A 19493-nucleotide genomic window follows, 5' to 3' on the forward strand; every position below is an offset into this window, starting at 1 on the left:
AGCCTTTTATATCAAATATCATGCATAATATAAACAAAAATGGTACAATTGTACTAACGAATAAATTAATGATAAAAGAGAGGTTTTAATATGAGCTGGCAGGAAACTTATAAGACGTGGAAAAATGATGCTGAATTGGATGCTGATGTACGCGCAGATTTAGAGAAATCTGAAAAAGATGAATCGAAGCTAGAAGATGCATTTTACGCTCCGCTTGAGTTTGGTACGGCAGGTATGAGAGGGATTATTGGTGCTGGAATCAATCGTATGAATATCTATACGGTACGTCAAGCAACAGAAGGTCTCGCACTGTTTATCGAAAAAGAGCAAGGCGAAGAAGCTAAAAGCCGCGGCGTTGCAATCGCTTATGATTCTCGTCATATGTCCCAAGAATTTGCGATAGAATCCGCAAAAACATTAGGTGCACATGGTATCAAAGCGTATGTCTTTGAAAGTCTACGACCAACACCTGAATTATCTTTTGCAGTACGCCACTTACAAGCTGCTGCTGGTATTATGATCACTGCAAGTCATAATCCACCTGAATACAATGGCTACAAAACGTACGGCGAAGATGGTGGTCAATTACCTCCTAAAGAAGCGGATGCACTGACAGAAATGGTTAGAAGTGTAGAAGATGTATTGTCTATTGAAGTAGCAGACGAGAATAAATTAAAAGAACAAGGTTTACTGGAAATGATTGGCGAAAATGTTGATAAAGCTTATTTAGAAGCAATGAAAACAGTCACGATTGATCCTAATCTAGTAGATCGTGTAGCAAACGACTTGACCATTGTTTTCACACCATTGCATGGAACAGGTAAGATGATTGGAGAAAAAGCCTTAAAACAAGCTGGCTTCCGCAATATCCACCTAGTGCCTGAGCAAGCAGAACCAGATCCAGAATTTTCAACTGTTAAATCTCCTAATCCAGAAGATCCAGCTGCTTTTGAAAAAGCCATCGAACTAGGCTGTAAAATAGATGCGGATATTCTAATTGCCACTGACCCTGATGCTGATCGTTTAGGTATGGCTGTTAGAACGGCAAAAGGTAAGTATGAAGTATTATCTGGTAACCAGATTGCCAGTCTGATGCTGGACTATATATTAAAAGCACACCGTGAAACAGGCATTTTACCTAAAAATAGTGTGATTTTGAAATCTATCGTATCTAGTGATATGCCTAAAGCAATTGCTGAGAAGAATGGTGTAGAAACGATTGATGTATTGACAGGCTTTAAATTTATTGCTGAGAAAATCAAGCATTTTGAAGCAGATCAATCCAAGACCTTTATGTTTGGCTTTGAAGAAAGCTATGGCTATTTAGTTCAACCGTTCGTACGTGATAAAGATGCTATACAAGCTTTGGTTATCTCTGCGGAAATGGCTGCTTACCATAAAGAACGTGGTTACAGTTGCTTTGATGCACTTCAAGACTTGTATCATGAACATGGTCATTTCAAAGAGAAAACAATCTCTATAAAAATGGATGGTATTGAAGGTGCCCAAAAAATCAAAAACTTGATGGATACATTAAGAAATGATTCTCCAACAGAATTTGGTGAAATCAAAATCGAACAAGTTGAAGATTTCAAAACAGGTAAACGGATAAATTGTGAAGGCGAAGAAGAAACAATTGATATGCCTTCCGCAGATGTATTAAAATATCGCTTGATCGATTCAAGTTGGATTGCTGCACGTCCTTCAGGAACAGAGCCGAAAATTAAATTCTATATTGCCGCATTTGATGATTCAGGTGTAGCTGTTGAAGAAAAAATGGAAGCTTTTGAAAAAGCGATTCAAACAATTGTAGATAATCAATAATCACTGTTCAAACCGCAAGACTATCTGGTTCTTTTAGGTAGTCTTGCGATTTTTAATTTGATTAGTGCATCAGTAAGATAAGGGGTATTCCTTTAGGAATAAGGAAAAGTCTTTTATAATGAACAAAGAATAGAGAAAGAAAGGGAGTGAACGTATGAATAGAAATGTTGGAGAATTAGACAGTATAGTTAGAATTGTTTTTGGAGCAGCATTAGTACCGAATCTGATTTTCACAAAAGGTATGGGTAAAATTCTAGGTGTACTAGGTATTGCTTTGTTGGCATCTGGGAAAACTAAAAAATGTGAATTATATAACGCTATAGGTACAAGTACCTACACAGCTGAATAATCAATGATGAAAATCAAACCAGATAGAGTATTGAAATGAGAGAAGGTACGAAACATTAACCAGTAAATGAATGTTTTGTACCGGCTATCTCTTTTCAGTTTCTATCTGGTCTTTTTTATTTTGAATCACTTTTTTCGAGTGTGTGGGCATACTCATCTCCCCAGTTACAAATGGCAGTAACAACGGGTTCTAAGTCTCGCCCGATGCTAGTTAACGTATAATCCACTTTGGGTGGAACAACAGGATAGATCGTACGATAAATAATCTGATCTTCTTCTAGTTCTCTTAGTTGACGGATCAACATACGTTGGTTAATATCTGGGAATTTTTTTTGGAATTCGCTCAATCGAAGAGAAGGGTTATGCAAGAGTGCCCATATAATACTGATTTTCCACCTGCCGCCAACAACAGAAAGTGCTAAATCTTTGCTAGTAGGAAAGGTTTTATTTTTATATTCAATCAAATCAATCAATCCTTTAAGTAAAATGAAAGTAGTAGTGACAAAAATGTCAGTATTCACTTTTAGTGTATTATACAATACAATTAAGACTTACGATACAAAAGAATGAAGAAAGAGGGCATAACAATGAAAAGTAAAGCAGCCGTAGCATTTGGCCCAGGAGAACCATTAAAAATAGTAGAGTTAGATGTAGCGGAACCAAAAGCAAATGAAGTAATGGTGAAAATTTTATACACATCTGTCTGTCATACAGATGCCTTTACTTTATCAGGTGAAGACCCAGAAGGTATTTTCCCATCTGTTTTAGGTCATGAAGGTGCTGGAGAAGTTGTTTCAGTAGGTGAAAATGTTACTTCTGTTAAACCAGGAGATCATGTTATTCCTCTTTATACACCAGAATGTGGGCAATGTAAATTCTGTTTATCAGGTAAAACTAACTTATGTGGGGCAGTCCGCGAAACACAAGGAAAAGGACTAATGCCAGATGGCACAACACGTTTTTCTTATAACGGTGAACCAGTTTATCACTATATGGGCACGAGTACATTCAGCGAATACACAGTCGTAAATGAAATCAACTTAGTAAAAGTAGATGAACAAGCACCATTAGATAAAGTTTGTCTGTTTGGTTGTGGAGTAACGACAGGTATTGGTGCTGTTGAGAAAACAGCTCAAGTTGAAGAAGATGCGGTGACAGCTGTTTTCGGTTTAGGTGCAATTGGTCTGGCGGTTATTCAAGGATTGAAAAAAGCGAATGCTAAACGAATCATTGCAATTGATATGAACCCTGACAAATGGTCTTTAGCAAAAGAAATGGGTGCTACAGACTTTATTAATCCTTCTGATTATGACAAGCCTATCCAAGAAGTAATCGTTGAGATGACAGACGGCGGAGTAGATTACAGCTTCGAATGTATTGGTAATGTTGAAGTCATGAAATCTGCACTGGAAGCTTGCCACAAAGGTTGGGGAGAAAGCATCATTATTGGTGTTGCTGGTGCAGGTCAAGAAATCCATACACGTCCATTCCAACTTGTTACAGGAAGGGTCTGGAAAGGTTCAGCTTTCGGCGGTGTCAAAGGTCGTTCTGAATTACCAGGTATGGTCGATGATTATATGAACGGTGAGATTGATTTAGATTCATTCATTACACACCACTTGAAGTTCAGTGAAATCAATGATGCCTTTGAGTTATTACACAAAGGAGAATCAATCCGTACGATCTTAACGTTTGGAGAGTGAGAAGCATGGCAATAACATTAGTCGAAACGCATCAATCTTTCAAAGGAGAACAGCGGAAATATCGTCACCACTCAGATGTTTTAAACTGCGAAATGGACTTTAGCTTATATCTACCGCTGGCATCTGAACATCAGCCTACGTCTCTAATCTGGTGGTTATCTGGATTGACTTGTACTGATAATAATTTCAGTCAGAAAAGTGGTTTCCAAAAGGCTGCTTCAGAAAATGATGTAGCCGTAGTGATACCCGATACTTCTCCAAGAGGAGAATCAGTAGCAGACGATGATAGTTATGACTTAGGTAAAGGTGCGAGTTTCTATGTGAATGCAACACAGGCACCATGGTCTGAACATTATCAAATGTACCGCTACCTTACGGAAGAATTACCTGAAGTTGTCCATGCGCTTATACCAGATTTTTCTGGAAAAGAGAGTATCATGGGGCATTCGATGGGTGGACATGGCGCAATGATGATAGGTCTGAAACAGGCTGATAGATTCAAGTCGATTTCTGCATTTGCACCGATTTTGACCCCAACACAAGTGCCATGGGGAGAAAAGGCGTTTACTGCGTATCTTGGTAAAGATAAAAATACTTGGTTGGAGTGGGACTCAACTCACTTGATCAAACAAGCTGATGTAGTACCGCCGATTCTGATCACACAAGGAACGAACGATCAATTCTACAAGGAACAACTAGAGGAAGCAACTTTTATGGAAGCAGCAAAAGGTAAAGCTGTTCAGTATCGTTTGGAAAATGGACATGATCACAGTTATTTTACGATTGCGACTTTTATTGAAGAACACATTCAGTTCCATATGAATCATCTAAATGAGAAGTAAACAGGAAAAGTAGCTTGAACAGATAGTATACAATCGTATACTATCTGTTTTTTGTTTACGAAAACAATAATAAAGCGATAAGTAATTGATTAGTTACCCTGAGCTGTATACATGACACGCCCGGAATGTTATAATGGTTAGAGTGAGTGACATAGTAACGTCGACTAAAGGAAATACATTAGGGGAGTGCTGACAAGTGGCAGAGAATATAGAGCTCGTAGTAATAACCGGTATGAGTGGAGCAGGAAAAACGGTAGCGATGCAAAGTTTTGAGGATATGGGCTACTATTGTGTGGATAATATGCCACCCAATTTATTACCTACTTTCTGGGATCTTGTAAGAGAATCTGGACAGTTTTCTAAAATAGCACTTGTAATGGATTTAAGAATGAGAGACTTTTTCGAACAGATGAAAGAAATGATTTTAAAGGTTGAAAATAGTCCCCATATTACAACGCGCATATTGTATTTGGAAGCAACTGAAAAAGAACTTGTCTCCCGCTATAAAGAAACAAGACGGTCACATCCGTTAGCTTCAAGTGGTCGAACGATTGAAGGTATTAGAAAAGAAAAACAATTATTAGAAGATATAAAAACCCGATCACAAGTCGTGATTGATACGAGCAACATGACGCCTCGTCAGCTGAGAGAAGAATTGATCAGCAACTTTAAGACGAAGGAAAAGCAAATGTTCCGTGTAGAAATGGTCTCATTTGGCTTTAAATATGGTCTGCCAATCGATGCGGATATCGTGATGGATGTTCGCTTTCTACCGAACCCTCACTATATTGAAGATTTGCGTCCCAAAACAGGATTAGATAAACCCGTTTACGACTATGTGATGCAGCAACCTGAAACAGCGCCATTTTATAAAAAATTTGCTGAACTATTAGATTACTCTCTTCCAGGATATAAAAGAGAAGGTAAAAGTAGTGTAACAATCGCCATTGGTTGTACGGGTGGAAAACACCGTTCAGTAGCGTTAGCGGAAAGATTAGGACAAAAAATTCAAGCTGACGGATATCTTGTTCATATCACGCACCGTGATAAGGACAAAACAAAGGAGTCTACCGTAAGATCATGATGAATCCAAAACAGAAAAAAAGACGACCAAAAATCGTTGTGATTGGTGGCGGGACAGGATTGCCAGTTGTTTTAAGAAGTTTGAAAGAAAAGGATGCTGATGTCACAGCAGTTGTAACAGTTGCAGATGACGGAGGAAGTAGCGGCGCATTAAGAGAGAGTATCAATGCTGTACCGCCGGGAGATTTAAGAAATGTACTCATTGCCTTATCTGAAATTCCAGAAACTTTCAAAGAAATTTTTCAATATCGTTTTAAAACAGATGATGAAACATTAGCTGGTCATTCAATTGGTAATTTGATTATCTCTGCCACAGCAGATATGAAAGGCAATATTTACGAAGCAATTCAATTATTGGCTAAAATGATGCAAGTAAAAGGGCATGTTTATCCAGCAGCAGAAGAACCTTTAATTTTGAATGCAAGATACATGGATGGATCAACGGAAAAAGGGGAGTCTAAGATTCCTAAAGCAGGTAAAATGATTGATTATGTTGCCTTATCTTGTGTGGGAGAATCGCATCCGATTAAAGCAAGTAGAAAAGTGGTTTCTGCTATTATGGATGCCGATATGGTCGTACTTGGCCCCGGAAGTCTATTTACAAGTATTTTGCCTAATTTAATGATTCCAGATCTTGGAGAAGCTGTCATGAATACAGAGGCGAAAGTTGTCTATATCTGTAACATCATGACCCAGCTTGGCGAGACAGAGACCCTTTCTGATGCTGAACATATACAAGTATTGCACCGACATTTAGGGAAGCAATTTGTAGATATCGCTTTGGCAAATATTGGAAAAGTACCTGACGAATATGTAGAAGAAGAACAGTCAACAGAGAATTTACTCCAAGTCGATCATGACTTTAAAGGAATGCAGAAGGAAGTACCGATTATTATTTCGGATGATTTCTTAGAGTATAGAAATAAAGGCGTCTATCATAACGGAGAAAAAGTAGCTGAAGAGATTTTCAGAACAGCTTTTAACTCACAAAGAGCTTTTTCGAATTTTTAACCGATAGCGTTTGAGTTGGCAAGAAAGGAAGTGGAAACATGTCATTTGCAGCTGATGTAAAAAAAGAGTTAACGATGCTAGAGGTTCATCCAGAACACGCAAAAGCAGAGTTAGCGGCATTGATTCGTATGAACGGAACGCTCAGTATCGTTAATCAGGAGTTTTTACTGAATGTTCAAACAGAGAATGCAGCAATTGCTAGACGAATTTATTCATTGATCAAAGACAATTTCGATGTAGAGTCGGAATTGCTTGTTCGTAAAAAAATGAAATTAAAGAAAAATAATGTGTACATCGTTCGCTTAAAGAACGGCAGTAAGCTGATATTATCAGAGTTAGGTATTATGGACGGCATGCTATATCACGGGCATGTGCCGGATGAAATTCTAAAGAATAGACAAAAAGCAAAATCTTATCTACGTGGAGCCTTTCTGGCTGGCGGATCGGTCAATAGCCCAGGAACTAGTCGATATCATCTGGAAATTCATTCTAGTTATGAAGAGCACAATGAAGATATTTGTAACATGATGAAAGAATTTGAGTTGAATGGTCGTACACATGAAAGAAGAAATGGGTACATTGTTTATTTAAAAGAGTCAGAAAAAATCGCCAATTTCCTTTCTCTAATTGGTGCGACGGGCAGTATGTTTAAATTTGAAGATGTTCGTATTGTAAGAGATATGCGGAATTCTGTTAATCGCTTAGTGAACTGTGAAAATGCCAATATGAATAAAACGATTGATGCAGCCAGTAGACAAATTGAAAATATTAAATTAATTGATCAGATGGTTGGGTTAGATTCGATTCCTGATAAATTACAAGAGATTGCATTACTGAGAGTAGAGTATCCAGACATTAGTTTGAAAGAATTGGGTGAACTTGTACCTAATGGAGGCGTATCGAAGTCAGGTGTGAATCATAGACTGAGAAAGCTGAATAAAATGGCTGAAGAATTGAAACAGTATCCAGCCTGATTCAAGTACAAAGAATCTCGGTAATGGTTTATCGGGATTCGACCTTGTATCCAAGACGATTTTAAAGTAAACTAGTTAATTGAGTGATCACTCACCATGGTGTAATGGATAACACCTGAGATTCCGGTTCTCAAGCTGGGGGTTCGATTCCCTCTGGTGAGGTCAAGTAAGGGTAGAAACGTTGATTTATAAACGTTTCTACCCTTTTTATTTTACAGTTAATCCCAACCCTAATGATAGTAAACAAGCGATAGTAGAATTGATGAAAATTAAGAAGGCGTTTACTTTAGAAGAGACACCCATTGTGTTACTATCAAGTAGCATGGATTAGATTTACAGAATAAGGATTAAAGTAACTTGTCGGTTTGAGCGCTTGAGCCTGTCTCATGCATCAGATTAACTGACATTAAAACGGAGGATATTTAAAATGGAAAAATTTGGATGGGCTTACATTGGTTGTGGTGGTATTGCGCAAGGTACGGCAAGCGAATTAATACAAACAGAAGATAATCAGATTGTTGCAGTGTGGAATCGAACGCAATCAAAAGCAGATACTTTTGCGAAAAAATTTGGTGGAACGGTCTATGATACAGCTGAAGAAGCCATTAATGCACCGGGAGTTGAAGGGGTTTATGTTAACGTAAATGGAGATCAACACGGTTATTATACTGAACTTGCCATCAAAAATGGAAAAGCTGTTTTATGTGAAAAACCTTTTACGGTAAATGCAGAAGCGAGTAAGGCACTGTTTGACTATGCAAAAAAAGAACATGTATATGTTTCGGAAGCGATGTGGACGTGGCATAACGAAATAGCTTTACAAGTGAAGGAATGGATACGTTCAGGGATGATAGGCGATATCGTATCTGCAGATAGTGCATTTGAAGTGGCACTTAACTACAAGGAGAATCCGAGATTAACAACGCCTTCCATGTTAGGAGGAGCACTGATGGATCTTGGGGTATACAATTTAAGATACAGTTACGAACTCTTCGGTTTACCAGAATCGGTTCAATGTGAAGGAGAAGTAGATGAGGTAGACTACAAAGAAAGAGTCGTGTTCCAGTATCCAAATTTTGAATCCACAATGAATGTATCAATGACGGAGAATGGTGGTCACTATTTTAATATAAAAGGAACTAAAGGGTCTATATCCGTGCCACAATTCCACATGGCAAAAGAAGCTACATTGACGACAGAAGACGGTGAAAAAACGATTCACGCTAGTGAAGAGTTGCTATATGGTAAACAATTTTCAAATGTTGCAAAAGAAATTCGTTCTGGAAAAACAGAAGGCCAAAAAGTATCTGCTCAAAGTACTATAGAGGTCATGGATCTATTAGACGAATGCCGCAGACAGATGGAACTCGTTTATCCACAAGAGAAAGACTAATACCTTTTGAACATATTCTTGAATAGGGTTTCATAACTTAATAGGCTATAGAGTGAGAAACAAGGCGTTGTCTTCTTTAGACAAGGTCTTTTTTTTCATAGCATTTGATTCGAACATGTGAAAAAGATGAACGGATTGTGTTTGATAAAAAAATAGAATATGAAGTTGTTTGACTTATACAGTTCAACTATATATAATCAAACTATATAGTTGAACTGTATAAAAAGGAGGGGGAAGTAAATGAATAGAGATTCGAATCTACCATTAACAGAAACAGTGTATTATATTTTACTCGCATTGATCGAGCCCGCGCATGGGTACTTAATTATGCAAAAAATCGAAATGTTGAGCGAGGGTCAAGTCAGAATGGCAGCCGGTACGCTCTATGGAGCATTGGATAATCTTCTTAAAGCAAAGTTGATCAAACCAACAGAAAGTGAAGACAAAAGAAGGAAAACGTATATCATTACAGAAAAAGGAACAGAATTGTTGAGAGCGGATCATGATCGTATGGTACACATGGTAAACATAACGAACGATTGTATGAAAGGAGGAGAATCATGATTAAATATAAATTTTTTTTAGATCTTACTAAGGAAGAAAATTGGTTGAGGGAAATGAGCACAAAAGGACATGGTTTCCAGAATAAAAAAATAGGGTACCAGTTTGAACAAAACGACACTAGCGAATCAGTTTATAGGATAGATTATCAAACATTTAAACATCGCGAAGATTACTTAGATTACATTGCTTTATTTGAAGATTCGGGATGGATCCATATAGCAGGAACAAAGTCCTCAGGAAAACAGTACTTTAAAAAAGATGAGACTAATGAAGCTTTTAAAGAAGAATACGATATCTTTTCAGACGGAAAGTCGAAAGCAACGAGGTACAAAAAAATGATGTATTATTTTGGAAGTAATTTTCTATTTCTTATATCTTTAACAATCGTATTTTTTGATGAGTCAAATCTAGTAAAGAGTTTGAATCCTAAATCGCTTTATTTAACTCCTGGATTATGGCAATCAAATGGTCTATCTTTTTGGTTCTCCTTTTTATTTGAAACACCCTTTGCATTGGCAAGAGGATTTTTATGGTATCTCTTTCCTGTATCAGCAATCATATGTGTCTACTACTACATAAAATCTCGGCTGCTTTGGAAAGCAAGTTAGCTATTTGATCGTAATAGTTAGGAATGGTCAAAAAAAGTGCCAGCTAAAATCAAATAAGATGTTAACAAAAAGACAGCTATTGTAACGATAGCTGTCTTTAGTTTGTTGCTTTTAAACTTGTTTTAAAAAAGTAGCCGAGATTAAAATATCTCGACTACGAATAGTAACTTGTCTTGACTTAAACCAGTTCAATAACTAATTTATCTTCTTCGTTTAAAGAAATTGCGCCATTTGAATGCCATTCTCTTCCTGTAGATAAAGGGTGAGAATATAAAAATAAATCGTTTGGAAGAACGTAAAATACAACATTTTCTTCTTCAACGACAATTTTTTGTACTGAATCCATAGAGCCGTTTTTCACTTCAATATCGGTCGTACCTAGTCCAGACTGGACAGTATTAATCAATGGGAATGGTGCGTTAGTAGTAGCCAATTCGAGCGCCTCCTTCCTTGATAAGCGTATCTCTATCATATAACTGATGGCAGAAAAATTAAACTTATATGATTATGACATATTCTTAGTGATTTCAGTACGCGATAGACTGTCCTTTCGTTATAATAGTCTATAAGGCAAATAAGTCATTTGAAAGCAACGACACTGGTGAACCCACAAAGAAAAGAGAGATTTAGATGAATTTAAAACAATTAGAGTACTTTTTGACGATTGTAGAAGAAGGACAAATTACAGCAGCTGCTAAGAAGCTACATATTGCTCAACCACCCCTAAGCTATCAGCTAAGATTATTGGAAGAGGATTTAGGTGTACAGCTGATGAAAAGAGGCTCTAGAAAAATTACGTTAACACCTGCAGGAGAATTATTAAAACAAAGAGCAGAACAGATTTTTTCTTTAACGACAGCTACCAACAGAGAAATGGAGTTGTTCAAAAAAGGCAATGCAGGAACGCTATCGATTGGAACAATTTCTTCTTCAAGTACGATCATACCGGATCAGTCCATATTGGATTTTGCAGGAAAGTATCCGAATGTTCAATTTGATATTCATGAGGGAAATAGTTATGAAGTTATCGAAATGCTTGAAAAGGGAGTGATTGATGTTGGAATCGTGCGGACCCCTTTCAAAAAAGTTGGGTTAACGATTCGTTACGCTAAAACTGAACCGATCGTTGCGGTTTTTCCTACTGGGAAAAATTATGGAAAGAGTAAGCGTTCAATCGAACTGATTGAATTGTACGAACAACCACTGATTATTTATAGACGTTTCGCAGAATTAATCAATATTGCTTTCGAGAAAGAACAAATTACACCTTCGATAAGATGTAGAAATGATGATGCGAGAACAACTTTAAACTGGACAAGAGCAGGTTTTGGAGTCGGGATCGTTCCACTATCAGCATTGACGGAACAAGATCGAAAAGAGTTAATCTATAAAGAAGTAAATGTTGAAGAGTTGCACACACAGATGGCCGTTATATCAAAAAACGACCGACAATATACGCCGCTTGTGATGGAATTTATCGAAACCTTTGCAAAATCTATTGAATCATTATAATCTATATAGAAGAGTTGTAAGTATACCATTTGATGTATACTTACAAACGAAATATGTATTTGTTCATTTATAGTAACTTCTATACACTTTTAAGAGTGAGAAAGAATGGAAAATTAAAAAGGGGCTCATTTATCTTGATACGTTTACTTAAATACGCAAAGAAAAATCAGAGATATGCATATGTGGGCGCAATAGCGAAACTACTGGAAGCAGTATTTGAATTGTTCCTACCTATTTTATTAGCAAGGTTGATTGACAAAGGAATCAATGCAGGAGACACAGCCTATGTCGTAAGGATGGGCGGATTCATGCTGATACTTTCAGTAGTCGGTTTCGGTTTCGCAATGGTTTGTCAATACTCCTCGTCAGTTGCTTCGCAAGGCTTTGGTACAGAGTTAAGAGAAGTACTGATTAAAAAAATCAATACTTTCTCCCATAAGGAAATAGATGACTTTGGTTCTTCAACATTAATCACGAGAGTCACTAATGATGTGAATCAGTTACAGCTTGCCTTAGCAATGTTGATTAGACTCGTTATTCGAGCACCTTTTTTGAGCATTGGATCCATTATCATGGCGATTTACATCAGTCCACGATTAGCCATTGTTTTTGCGGTACTCTTACCGATATTCGCTATTATTCTTGGAACGATTATGTGGATCACGGTTCCTTTATATAAAAAAGTACAATTAAAATTGGATCAGATGGCACAAACGGTTAGTGAGAATATGAGTGGTGTACGTGTGATTCGTTCATTTGCTAGAAGACGCTATGAAGCAAAACGATCAACTGAAAATAGTGAACAGCTTTCAAGAGCGAACATTATAGTAAATAATCTATCAGCACTGATGACACCGGCGACGACCTTTGTGATGAACATCGGAATTATGATCATTTTGTATATCGGTGCGATTCAAACGAATAACGGCGCACTATTTCAGGGAGAAGTGCTTGCCTTGATTAACTATATGAACCAAATGTTGTTGGCGTTGATTGTTGTAGCTAACCTCGTCGTTATCTTCACGAAATCGCAAGCATCTGCATCAAGAATCAATGAAGTGTTAGAGGCAACTGTAACAATAGAAGATGCAACTGGAACGTATACGTTAAAAGATGTCGCACAAAAACCAAAAACAGCTATACATTTTGATCACGTATCGTTCGATTATGATGCGGATGCCGCAAATGCATTGGAAGACATTGATTTCTCCGTACCTGTTGGAAATGTTTTAGGTATAACAGGGGCTACAGGTAGCGGTAAGAGTACCTTGATCAATATGATTCCCCGCTTTTATGATACTACGAAAGGTAAAGTCTCAGTGTACGATGAAGATGTCTCAAACTTTCAGCTTAAGGAATTAAGACAGTTGATTGGATTTGTTCCTCAGAGAAATACGCTATTCAGTGGAACCATTGCTGAAAACCTGAGATGGGGTAAGGTAGATGCAACAGATGAAGAGCTATATGAAGCACTACGTATCGCACAAATGGAAGCATTCGTTCGAAGTATGCCGGATGGTCTTGAATCACCGGTTTCAGAAAATGGGAAAAACTTCTCTGGTGGTCAACAACAAAGGTTAACGATTGCTAGAGCGCTAGTTTCTAAACCGAAAATTGTTATTTTAGATGACTCTTTAAGTGCGTTAGATTACGAAACAGATTACAAACTAAGAGAGAGTTTGAAAGAAATTAAAGACGCGACAGTAATTATTGTTTCTCAAAGAATCAGTTCTATTCAATCTGCTGATCAAATACTCGTTATGGATAACGGTAAACTTGATGGGAAAGGTACGCACGAGGAATTACTCGCTCACTCTGAAACGTATCAAGAAATTTATCAATCACAAACAGATCCGGCAGCGACTTTATTGGAGGAGGAAACGAAATGAAAAAGAAACCTATCCGTCCTTCTGACTTAAATAGATTACTTGGTTACATGAAAAATTATAAACTGATCGCAATCGTAGCACTGATTTTTGGTATTGTTTCAGGTGTTGGAACAGTTGCCTCAACATACCTTATCGGTCTCAGTATTGATGCGCTCGTTGGAGCTGGACAAGTCGAGTTCAAAGCACTCTATAGCGTTTTGATCTGGTTGGGCGTTGCCTATCTACTGACCGTATTATCGCAATGGTTGGTTCGCGTTTTATCAAATCAAGTCTCTTTCAAGATTGTACGAGATTTAAGAGTGGATACATTTTTCAAGTTGAATCAATTACCACTTAGTTTCTTTGATCGTACGAGTCACGGAAATGTAGTCAGTCGGTTTACGAATGACTTAGAAAGTCTATCAGAAGCATTAGTATTGATATTGAGCAACTTGTTTACGGGTGTGATTATCATAATTGCTTCTCTAGGATTCATGTTATATCTGAGTCCAATTTTAACATTAGTTATCGTACTCATTACACCACTATTCTTTTTGGTTGGATGGCTTGTCGCAAACTATTCTCAAAAGTATTTCACTAAGCAACAAAATATTTTAGGGAATTTATCTGGCTATGCATCAGAAATGATTACGGGTCAGAAAGTGGTTAAGGCATTTAATTACGAGTCTGAAATGGAACATACATTCCAAGGGATGAATATGGATTTATATAACTGGGGACAAAAAGCACAATTTGCGTCTTCCGTAACAAATCCTGCCAGTCGATTTATTGATCATATTTCGTATCTATTGATCGGTGTTATTGGGGGACTACTCGTTATTAATGGTACAGGGTCTGTAACGATTGGTACGATTTCAAGTTTTGTGATTTATTCATCACAGTTTTCTAAGCCATTTATTGAAATCTCTGGTATTATGACACAAGTTCAGACAGCTGTAGCTGGATTGAGTCGAATTTTCAATATTATCGATACGCCAATTGAGAAACAAGATGCACCTGATGCCATCGTCATGGAGAATCCCAATGGGAAAGTAGCGTTTAAAAATGTTTCGTTCTCTTATGATCCAAAAGTTGAATTGATAAAAGATTTGACGATCTCCGTTGAACCTGGAGAGACAGTTGCTATTGTAGGACAAACGGGTGCAGGAAAGTCGACGCTGATTAACTTGCTGATGCGTTTTTATGAACTAGATCATGGTACGATCGAAATAGACGGAAAAGACAGTACATTGTATACACGAGACAGTCTAAGAACAAGCTTTGGGATGGTTCTTCAAGACACGTGGCTATTTAATGGGACAGTAAAAGAAAATATACTTTATGGTAAACCTGATGCAACAGATGAAGAGATTATCGAAGCAGCTAAGTCTGCTTATGCGCATTCTTTTATTGAACGGTTACCTAAAGGATATGATACGAAATTAGGAAATAAAGGGATTTCGCTTTCTACGGGACAACAGCAATTATTGACCATTGCCAGAGTAATGTTGGCAGATCCACCAATGCTAATTTTAGATGAAGCGACGAGTTCCGTTGATACATTAACAGAAATCAGAATTCAAACAGCTTTCTTAAAAATGATGGATGGCAGAACAAGTTTTGTGATTGCACATAGACTATCTACTATTCGAGAAGCAGATGTCATATTGGTTATGGACAAAGGAAACGTTGTAGAAGTGGGAAATCACGACAAGCTAATGAAAGAAAAAGGCTACTACTATCGTCTACATGAATCGCAATTCAAATAACTAAAAAAAGGAGTGAAACCCTCGCCGGTTTCGCTCCTTTTTAGTGTGATTGCCACTAGTAACTGTTAGCAGATGGTATGTGGGGAAATAAATTGCCTTGTACCAGAGTGATAATTGGGTGATAGACAACCACTCTAAAAATTTTAATAGATAGTAACATCATGTGAAATCAGTTGAAAATTCTATGTTAGAAAGGCATACTGAATAAAAAGGGCTTTCTTTTAAGAAGACGTCCCCATTTTAAATAGATCATAAAGGAGTGAGTATGTGTCAAGGAAACATTGGCCATTTCTACTATTTGGCATTTATCCTATCGGTTTATTTTTATTAGCCAAATCTACTCTCAGCTTGTTCAAGCAAATTGCTATACTGGCTAGTTTACTTGTCATTTTGGTTACAGTAGGTATGCTAACGCATTTTCTAAATAGTATATCTGCTTTAATAATTTGTTTATTTTTAATAGCTCCGTATGTAATGGGGAAACTTAGCAAATTTGAAATACTCTTATAGAGTACTCACCTGATGTAACCCTAAATAAAAGACGCAGTATATCAACTGAATTGATATGTTGCGTCTTTTATGCTGTTTTGTATGAGATCTCTAGTTATCTAGCGCTGTTTTAAGGGTATTGATTTCGAAGATATTCTTACTCTCTCCAAGAATCGCTATAAAGCCCATCATATTAAATTTTGCGGGTAGATGTAAGGTATATAGATCACGACAAACAGAAGAACCATCCTCTTGATAGGTGATAGAGTGGTCAGTAGAGACGACACTGATCTGATGTTCTTTGAAACAAGCTTCCATATAACGCAATGTCTCATTTCTATTAACATAGCGAACTTCAAGTTGACGTGTTCTTTCAATCTTAAAGACTGTTTTAACGGATCTCAAAACAACTAACATAATAAGTGTGCTGGAGATACCCATGAAATAATACCCCATTCCCACGGCAATTCCAAGACTAGCCACTGCCCAAATAGAAGCAGCTGTTGTCAGTCCAGTCACGCTTTTTTGACTAACAATAATCGTTCCAGCGCCTAAAAAACCGATACCATTTACGATCTGTGCTGTCAGCCTTGTGATATCTGTCGTAACAATGGGTGCCAGGTCAGTGTTCGCTCTTGCGAACTCGATGACCCATTCGCTGGCTTCAAGTTGCGTTAATGTGATTATAGCGGCGCCGAGACTGACAAGCGTATGCGTCCTAATGCCAGCGTCTCTCCCTTTTAATTCACGCTCGTAACCGATGATTCCTCCTAAAGAAGCCGCAATCAGTAACCTCAATAGTAATTCTAGATTAGTAAATATCATCCAGCTTTATCTCCCCTGCAGAAAATTTCTTTGTTTATGTCCTATCATACTAAACAAGACAGATAAAGTTAAGTTAAATTTTATCTGAAAAATCATAGATGAAAATGCTTTTATATTGAAGAGGGGTTCTGTATAATCAAATTAAGACTATCTAATTTATCATCATTAAAATGTAATAATAATGATAAATTAGAAAATCAGTTATTGAAGACAGAAACTATACATAAAAATTCTAGAGAGGAAGATCGATATGCAGTTTTCTTTTATGAAAAAACAGGGTGGGTCACATCCTGAAGAGAAAAAAGACAGAACCAGGAAAATCCCAATTGTAGATGCGACCATTCCTAAAGTGTTGATTTTTCCAGTGTCCATGCACATTGGTGCACCAGCAAAGCCAATTGTTGAAGTTGGCGACAAAGTGAAAGTCGGTCAGATGATTGCTGAGGCTGGTGGGTTTATTTCTGCCAATATCTATTCTTCAGTTTCAGGGGAAGTTATTGCAGTGGAGAAAAGACCTTCTACAGGTGGAGAGATTGATTCGATTATCATAAAAAATGATTATGAATATATTAAAGATGAACCAATCGTTGAGCCTGGGAAGTCAGCTCACATGACAGATGATGAGATTATTGAAACGGTTCGTAAAGCAGGTATCGTAGGAATGGGTGGCGCTACCTTTCCTACGGCAGTAAAACTGAGCCCGCCTCCGGGGATGACCATTGATTCCTTTATTATAAATGGTGCAGAATGTGAGCCATATTCGACGTCTGATAATCGAGTAATGGTAGAGTATGCCGAAGAAATTGTGAGTGGCATTAATCTGATTAGAAAATTATTTCCAAAGATTAAAAAAGTGTATATCGGTATTGAAGATAATAAACCCAATGCACTTAAATCAATGAGAGAAGCGACTGCGAGTTATCGCGACGTTATTGTGCAACCATTGAAAACAATGTATCCGCAAGGCTCTGAAAAAGGTTTAATTAAAACCATGACCGGAAGAGAAGTACCACCAGGTGGTTTGCCGGCAGAAGTGCGTTGTGTTGTGATGAATACATCAACGATTCGAGCTTGCTATAGAGCTTGTGAATTTGGAGAACCATTAACAGACAGAATTGTTTCTGTTTCTGGTACACCAATCAAAGAGGCTAAAAACTTACGCGTTAAAATTGGAACGCCTATTGACTCGTTGATTGAAGATTGTGGTGGATTTTCTGAAGTTCCAGGGAAAGTACTTTCTGGAGGACCGATGATGGGGAAACCAATTTCTGACTTAGGTATCTCAATCATTAAAGGTACGACGGCCATAACCGTTTTAACACCTGCTGAAGCAGATGAAGGGGAAGAAAAAGATTGTATTATGTGTTCAGAATGCTTGAATGTTTGCCCTGTCAGCTTGCAACCAATTTTAATTAGTGATGCATTCGATAGAGGGAACTTACAAAAAGCGAAAGAATTGGGCGCGATGGATTGTATCGAATGTGGAAACTGTTCGTTCATCTGTCCTTCAAAAATTCCGTTACTAGATAATATCCTTGCCGCTAAAGCTGCAATTAAAGAACAGGAAGCGGGGTAATCACTTATGGCACAGACAATAGATGTTAGAGGAAACCTTCAAATGGGACCCTCACCCCATATCCGTTCTAAAAGAACATCAGCTTGGTTGATGGGACAAGTATTGATTGCACTTGTTCCCCCACTAGTTGCTGCGACTTTCTTTTTCGGATTACAAGTACTTGTAATGGTAGCTGTAGGTATTGGAACAGCAGTATTAAGTGAATATGCTTACCAAAGGATTCGTTATCAGCAAGTCAAAATCAATGATTTAAGTGCTTGCGTTACCGGTATGTTGATTGGTTTAAGTTTACCCGTTACAGCGCCACTCTGGACTGTTGTGATCGGATCGATGTTTGCTATTATTATTGTTAAGCAATTAAACGGAGGTATCGGGAAAAATTATTTTAATCCTGCCGTCGCTGCCCGAGTTATGTTGAAAGCTTTCTTTTCACCTTGGATTACGAATTGGGTTTTGCCAAGTGCTTGGGGAGTAGATGCCGTGGCAGGCGCGACACCGCTAGAATTTATCGGTGATGGGGCTCAGACGGTCTCTGAACAAGTGCCTAAGTTATGGGATTTGTTTTTAGGTGTAAATCTTGGTGGGAATGTTGGTGAAACGTCAAAGCTTGCTATCCTGATTGGGATGTTATACTTAATTTTTAGAAGAGTGATCCATCCGAAAATTCCAATTTTATATATTTTAACGACTGTTGTTGTTATGGGTTTTTGGAGTGGCTTTAACTTTGACTTTATGATGACCCATGCGCTGACAGGAACACTTTTCTTTGCAGCGACTTTTATGGCCACTGATTATAGTTCAGGAGCGCTGACACCAGCTGGGAAAACGGTCTTTGCGATTGGTTGTGGATTTTTAACGGCCTTTTTCAGAATTGTATTTGATTATCCTGGAGGAGTAGGTTTCGCCATACTCATTATGAATTTGTTAGCACCATTTATCGATGGTAGATTGATGCCGAGAATATATGGTCACAAGAGTCGACCGAAAACGAAATACGATCGTCAGGGAGAGTTGAATAGATAAACCATAAGGGCACCTTTTTCTTCAGTTTAATTAGGAAAAAGGTGCTTTTGAAATACCTTAGACAGATGAACAGAATACGAC

Annotated in this window: 18 protein-coding genes; 15 read left to right on the forward strand and 3 right to left on the reverse strand. The window is 37.7% G+C overall.

The window, feature by feature from the left end; all coding sequences use genetic code 11:
* The first annotated feature begins 90 nt into the window (after positions 1-90).
* Both J5J05_RS12040 and J5J05_RS12045 read left to right on the forward strand, forming a co-directional pair.
* Complete coding sequence (locus J5J05_RS12040; RefSeq protein ID WP_208560912.1) at positions 91-1824, forward strand: phospho-sugar mutase; 1734 nt, start codon at positions 91-93, stop codon at positions 1822-1824.
* Positions 1825-1978: 154 nt separating this feature from the next.
* Positions 1979-2173 carry a YgaP family membrane protein gene (locus tag J5J05_RS12045; RefSeq protein WP_208560913.1) on the forward strand — a complete coding sequence of 65 codons (195 nt, stop codon included), beginning with the start codon at positions 1979-1981 and terminating at the stop codon, positions 2171-2173.
* Positions 2174-2288: 115 nt separating this feature from the next.
* On the opposite strand, the gene J5J05_RS12050 is transcribed toward J5J05_RS12045, so the two are convergent.
* The gene (locus tag J5J05_RS12050; RefSeq protein ID WP_244244743.1) at positions 2289-2636 is read right to left on the reverse strand and encodes a winged helix-turn-helix transcriptional regulator; all 348 of its coding nucleotides are present in this window, start codon (positions 2634-2636) and stop codon (positions 2289-2291) included.
* Between the two features lie 123 nt (positions 2637-2759).
* Between J5J05_RS12050 and J5J05_RS12055 the strand changes: the two genes are divergently transcribed.
* From J5J05_RS12055 to J5J05_RS12090, 8 genes are all read left to right on the forward strand, one after another.
* Entirely contained in the window at positions 2760-3875 is a 1116-nt protein-coding gene (locus tag J5J05_RS12055) for an S-(hydroxymethyl)glutathione dehydrogenase/class III alcohol dehydrogenase (RefSeq protein ID WP_208560914.1), read from the forward strand.
* A gap of 5 nt (positions 3876-3880) precedes the next feature.
* Positions 3881-4717, forward strand: coding sequence for an S-formylglutathione hydrolase (gene fghA, locus J5J05_RS12060; RefSeq protein WP_244244744.1), 837 nt, complete (start codon positions 3881-3883; stop codon positions 4715-4717).
* A gap of 196 nt (positions 4718-4913) precedes the next feature.
* Entirely contained in the window at positions 4914-5801 is an 888-nt protein-coding gene (gene rapZ, locus J5J05_RS12065; RefSeq protein ID WP_208560915.1) for an RNase adapter RapZ, read from the forward strand.
* Positions 5801-6811: a gluconeogenesis factor YvcK family protein gene (locus J5J05_RS12070; protein ID WP_208561008.1), complete on the forward strand. Its 1011-nt coding sequence runs from the start codon at positions 5801-5803 to the stop codon at positions 6809-6811. The genes rapZ and J5J05_RS12070 overlap by 1 nt, the downstream gene beginning before the upstream one ends.
* A 38-nt stretch (positions 6812-6849) precedes the next feature.
* Positions 6850-7785 carry a DNA-binding protein WhiA gene (gene whiA / locus J5J05_RS12075; RefSeq protein ID WP_208560916.1) on the forward strand — a complete coding sequence of 312 codons (936 nt, stop codon included), beginning with the start codon at positions 6850-6852 and terminating at the stop codon, positions 7783-7785.
* Positions 7786-8212: 427 nt separating this feature from the next.
* Complete coding sequence (locus J5J05_RS12080) at positions 8213-9178, forward strand: Gfo/Idh/MocA family protein (RefSeq protein ID WP_208560917.1); 966 nt, start codon at positions 8213-8215, stop codon at positions 9176-9178.
* Positions 9179-9418: 240 nt separating this feature from the next.
* On the forward strand, positions 9419-9742 hold the full coding sequence (locus J5J05_RS12085) for a PadR family transcriptional regulator (protein ID WP_208560918.1): 324 nt from the start codon (positions 9419-9421) through the stop codon (positions 9740-9742).
* A complete protein-coding gene (locus J5J05_RS12090) occupies positions 9739-10350 on the forward strand; it encodes a DUF2812 domain-containing protein (protein ID WP_208560919.1) in 612 nt (203 codons plus the stop codon). Before J5J05_RS12085 ends, J5J05_RS12090 begins: the two co-directional genes overlap by 4 nt.
* A gap of 178 nt (positions 10351-10528) precedes the next feature.
* Here the strand turns inward: J5J05_RS12090 and J5J05_RS12095 are convergent, their stop codons facing one another.
* Complete coding sequence (locus J5J05_RS12095) at positions 10529-10783, reverse strand: hypothetical protein (RefSeq protein WP_208560920.1); 255 nt, start codon at positions 10781-10783, stop codon at positions 10529-10531.
* Between the two features lie 197 nt (positions 10784-10980).
* Between J5J05_RS12095 and J5J05_RS12100 the strand changes: the two genes are divergently transcribed.
* The 3 genes from J5J05_RS12100 to J5J05_RS12110 all read left to right on the forward strand — a co-directional run bounded on the left by J5J05_RS12100 (position 10981) and on the right by J5J05_RS12110 (position 15499).
* Positions 10981-11862 carry a LysR family transcriptional regulator gene (locus J5J05_RS12100; protein WP_208560921.1) on the forward strand — a complete coding sequence of 294 codons (882 nt, stop codon included), beginning with the start codon at positions 10981-10983 and terminating at the stop codon, positions 11860-11862.
* A 134-nt stretch (positions 11863-11996) separates the two neighbouring features.
* Positions 11997-13751, forward strand: a complete 1755-nt coding sequence (locus tag J5J05_RS12105; RefSeq protein ID WP_208560922.1) for an ABC transporter ATP-binding protein — start codon at positions 11997-11999, stop codon at positions 13749-13751.
* A complete protein-coding gene (locus tag J5J05_RS12110; protein ID WP_208560923.1) occupies positions 13748-15499 on the forward strand; it encodes an ABC transporter ATP-binding protein in 1752 nt (583 codons plus the stop codon). The genes J5J05_RS12105 and J5J05_RS12110 overlap by 4 nt, the downstream gene beginning before the upstream one ends.
* Before the next feature lie 600 nt (positions 15500-16099).
* Here the strand turns inward: J5J05_RS12110 and J5J05_RS12115 are convergent.
* Positions 16100-16813 carry an MgtC/SapB family protein gene (locus J5J05_RS12115; protein WP_208560924.1) on the reverse strand — a complete coding sequence of 238 codons (714 nt, stop codon included), beginning with the start codon at positions 16811-16813 and terminating at the stop codon, positions 16100-16102.
* A 250-nt stretch (positions 16814-17063) separates the two neighbouring features.
* Between J5J05_RS12115 and rsxC the strand changes: the two genes are divergently transcribed.
* The gene (gene rsxC, locus J5J05_RS12120; RefSeq protein WP_208560925.1) at positions 17064-18389 is read left to right on the forward strand and encodes an electron transport complex subunit RsxC; all 1326 of its coding nucleotides are present in this window, start codon (positions 17064-17066) and stop codon (positions 18387-18389) included.
* A gap of 6 nt (positions 18390-18395) precedes the next feature.
* Entirely contained in the window at positions 18396-19412 is a 1017-nt protein-coding gene (locus tag J5J05_RS12125) for an RnfABCDGE type electron transport complex subunit D (protein WP_208560926.1), read from the forward strand.
* The last annotated feature ends 81 nt before the right edge of the window (positions 19413-19493 follow it).

It is taken from the genome of Marinilactibacillus kalidii (assembly GCF_017599325.1).
GTDB classification, from domain to species: Bacteria; Bacillota; Bacilli; order Lactobacillales; family Carnobacteriaceae_A; genus Marinilactibacillus; species Marinilactibacillus kalidii.

Bases quoted from the DNA above. Each gene is read 5' to 3' on its own strand.
- J5J05_RS12040 (WP_208560912.1), top strand. From the start codon at position 91: ATGAGCTGGCAGGAAACTTATAAGACGTGGAAAAATGATGCTGAATTG.
- J5J05_RS12045 (WP_208560913.1), top strand. From the start codon at position 1,979: ATGAATAGAAATGTTGGAGAATTAGACAGTATAGTTAGAATTGTTTTT.
- J5J05_RS12055 (WP_208560914.1), top strand. From the start codon at position 2,760: ATGAAAAGTAAAGCAGCCGTAGCATTTGGCCCAGGAGAACCATTAAAA.
- fghA (WP_244244744.1), top strand. From the start codon at position 3,881: ATGGCAATAACATTAGTCGAAACGCATCAATCTTTCAAAGGAGAACAG.
- J5J05_RS12070 (WP_208561008.1), top strand. From the start codon at position 5,801: ATGAATCCAAAACAGAAAAAAAGACGACCAAAAATCGTTGTGATTGGT.
- whiA (WP_208560916.1), top strand. From the start codon at position 6,850: ATGTCATTTGCAGCTGATGTAAAAAAAGAGTTAACGATGCTAGAGGTT.
- J5J05_RS12080 (WP_208560917.1), top strand. From the start codon at position 8,213: ATGGAAAAATTTGGATGGGCTTACATTGGTTGTGGTGGTATTGCGCAA.
- J5J05_RS12085 (WP_208560918.1), top strand. From the start codon at position 9,419: ATGAATAGAGATTCGAATCTACCATTAACAGAAACAGTGTATTATATT.
- J5J05_RS12090 (WP_208560919.1), top strand. From the start codon at position 9,739: ATGATTAAATATAAATTTTTTTTAGATCTTACTAAGGAAGAAAATTGG.
- J5J05_RS12100 (WP_208560921.1), top strand. From the start codon at position 10,981: ATGAATTTAAAACAATTAGAGTACTTTTTGACGATTGTAGAAGAAGGA.
- J5J05_RS12110 (WP_208560923.1), top strand. From the start codon at position 13,748: ATGAAAAAGAAACCTATCCGTCCTTCTGACTTAAATAGATTACTTGGT.
- J5J05_RS12115 (WP_208560924.1), bottom strand. From the start codon at position 16,813: ATGATATTTACTAATCTAGAATTACTATTGAGGTTACTGATTGCGGCT.
- rsxC (WP_208560925.1), top strand. From the start codon at position 17,064: ATGCAGTTTTCTTTTATGAAAAAACAGGGTGGGTCACATCCTGAAGAG.
- J5J05_RS12125 (WP_208560926.1), top strand. From the start codon at position 18,396: ATGGCACAGACAATAGATGTTAGAGGAAACCTTCAAATGGGACCCTCA.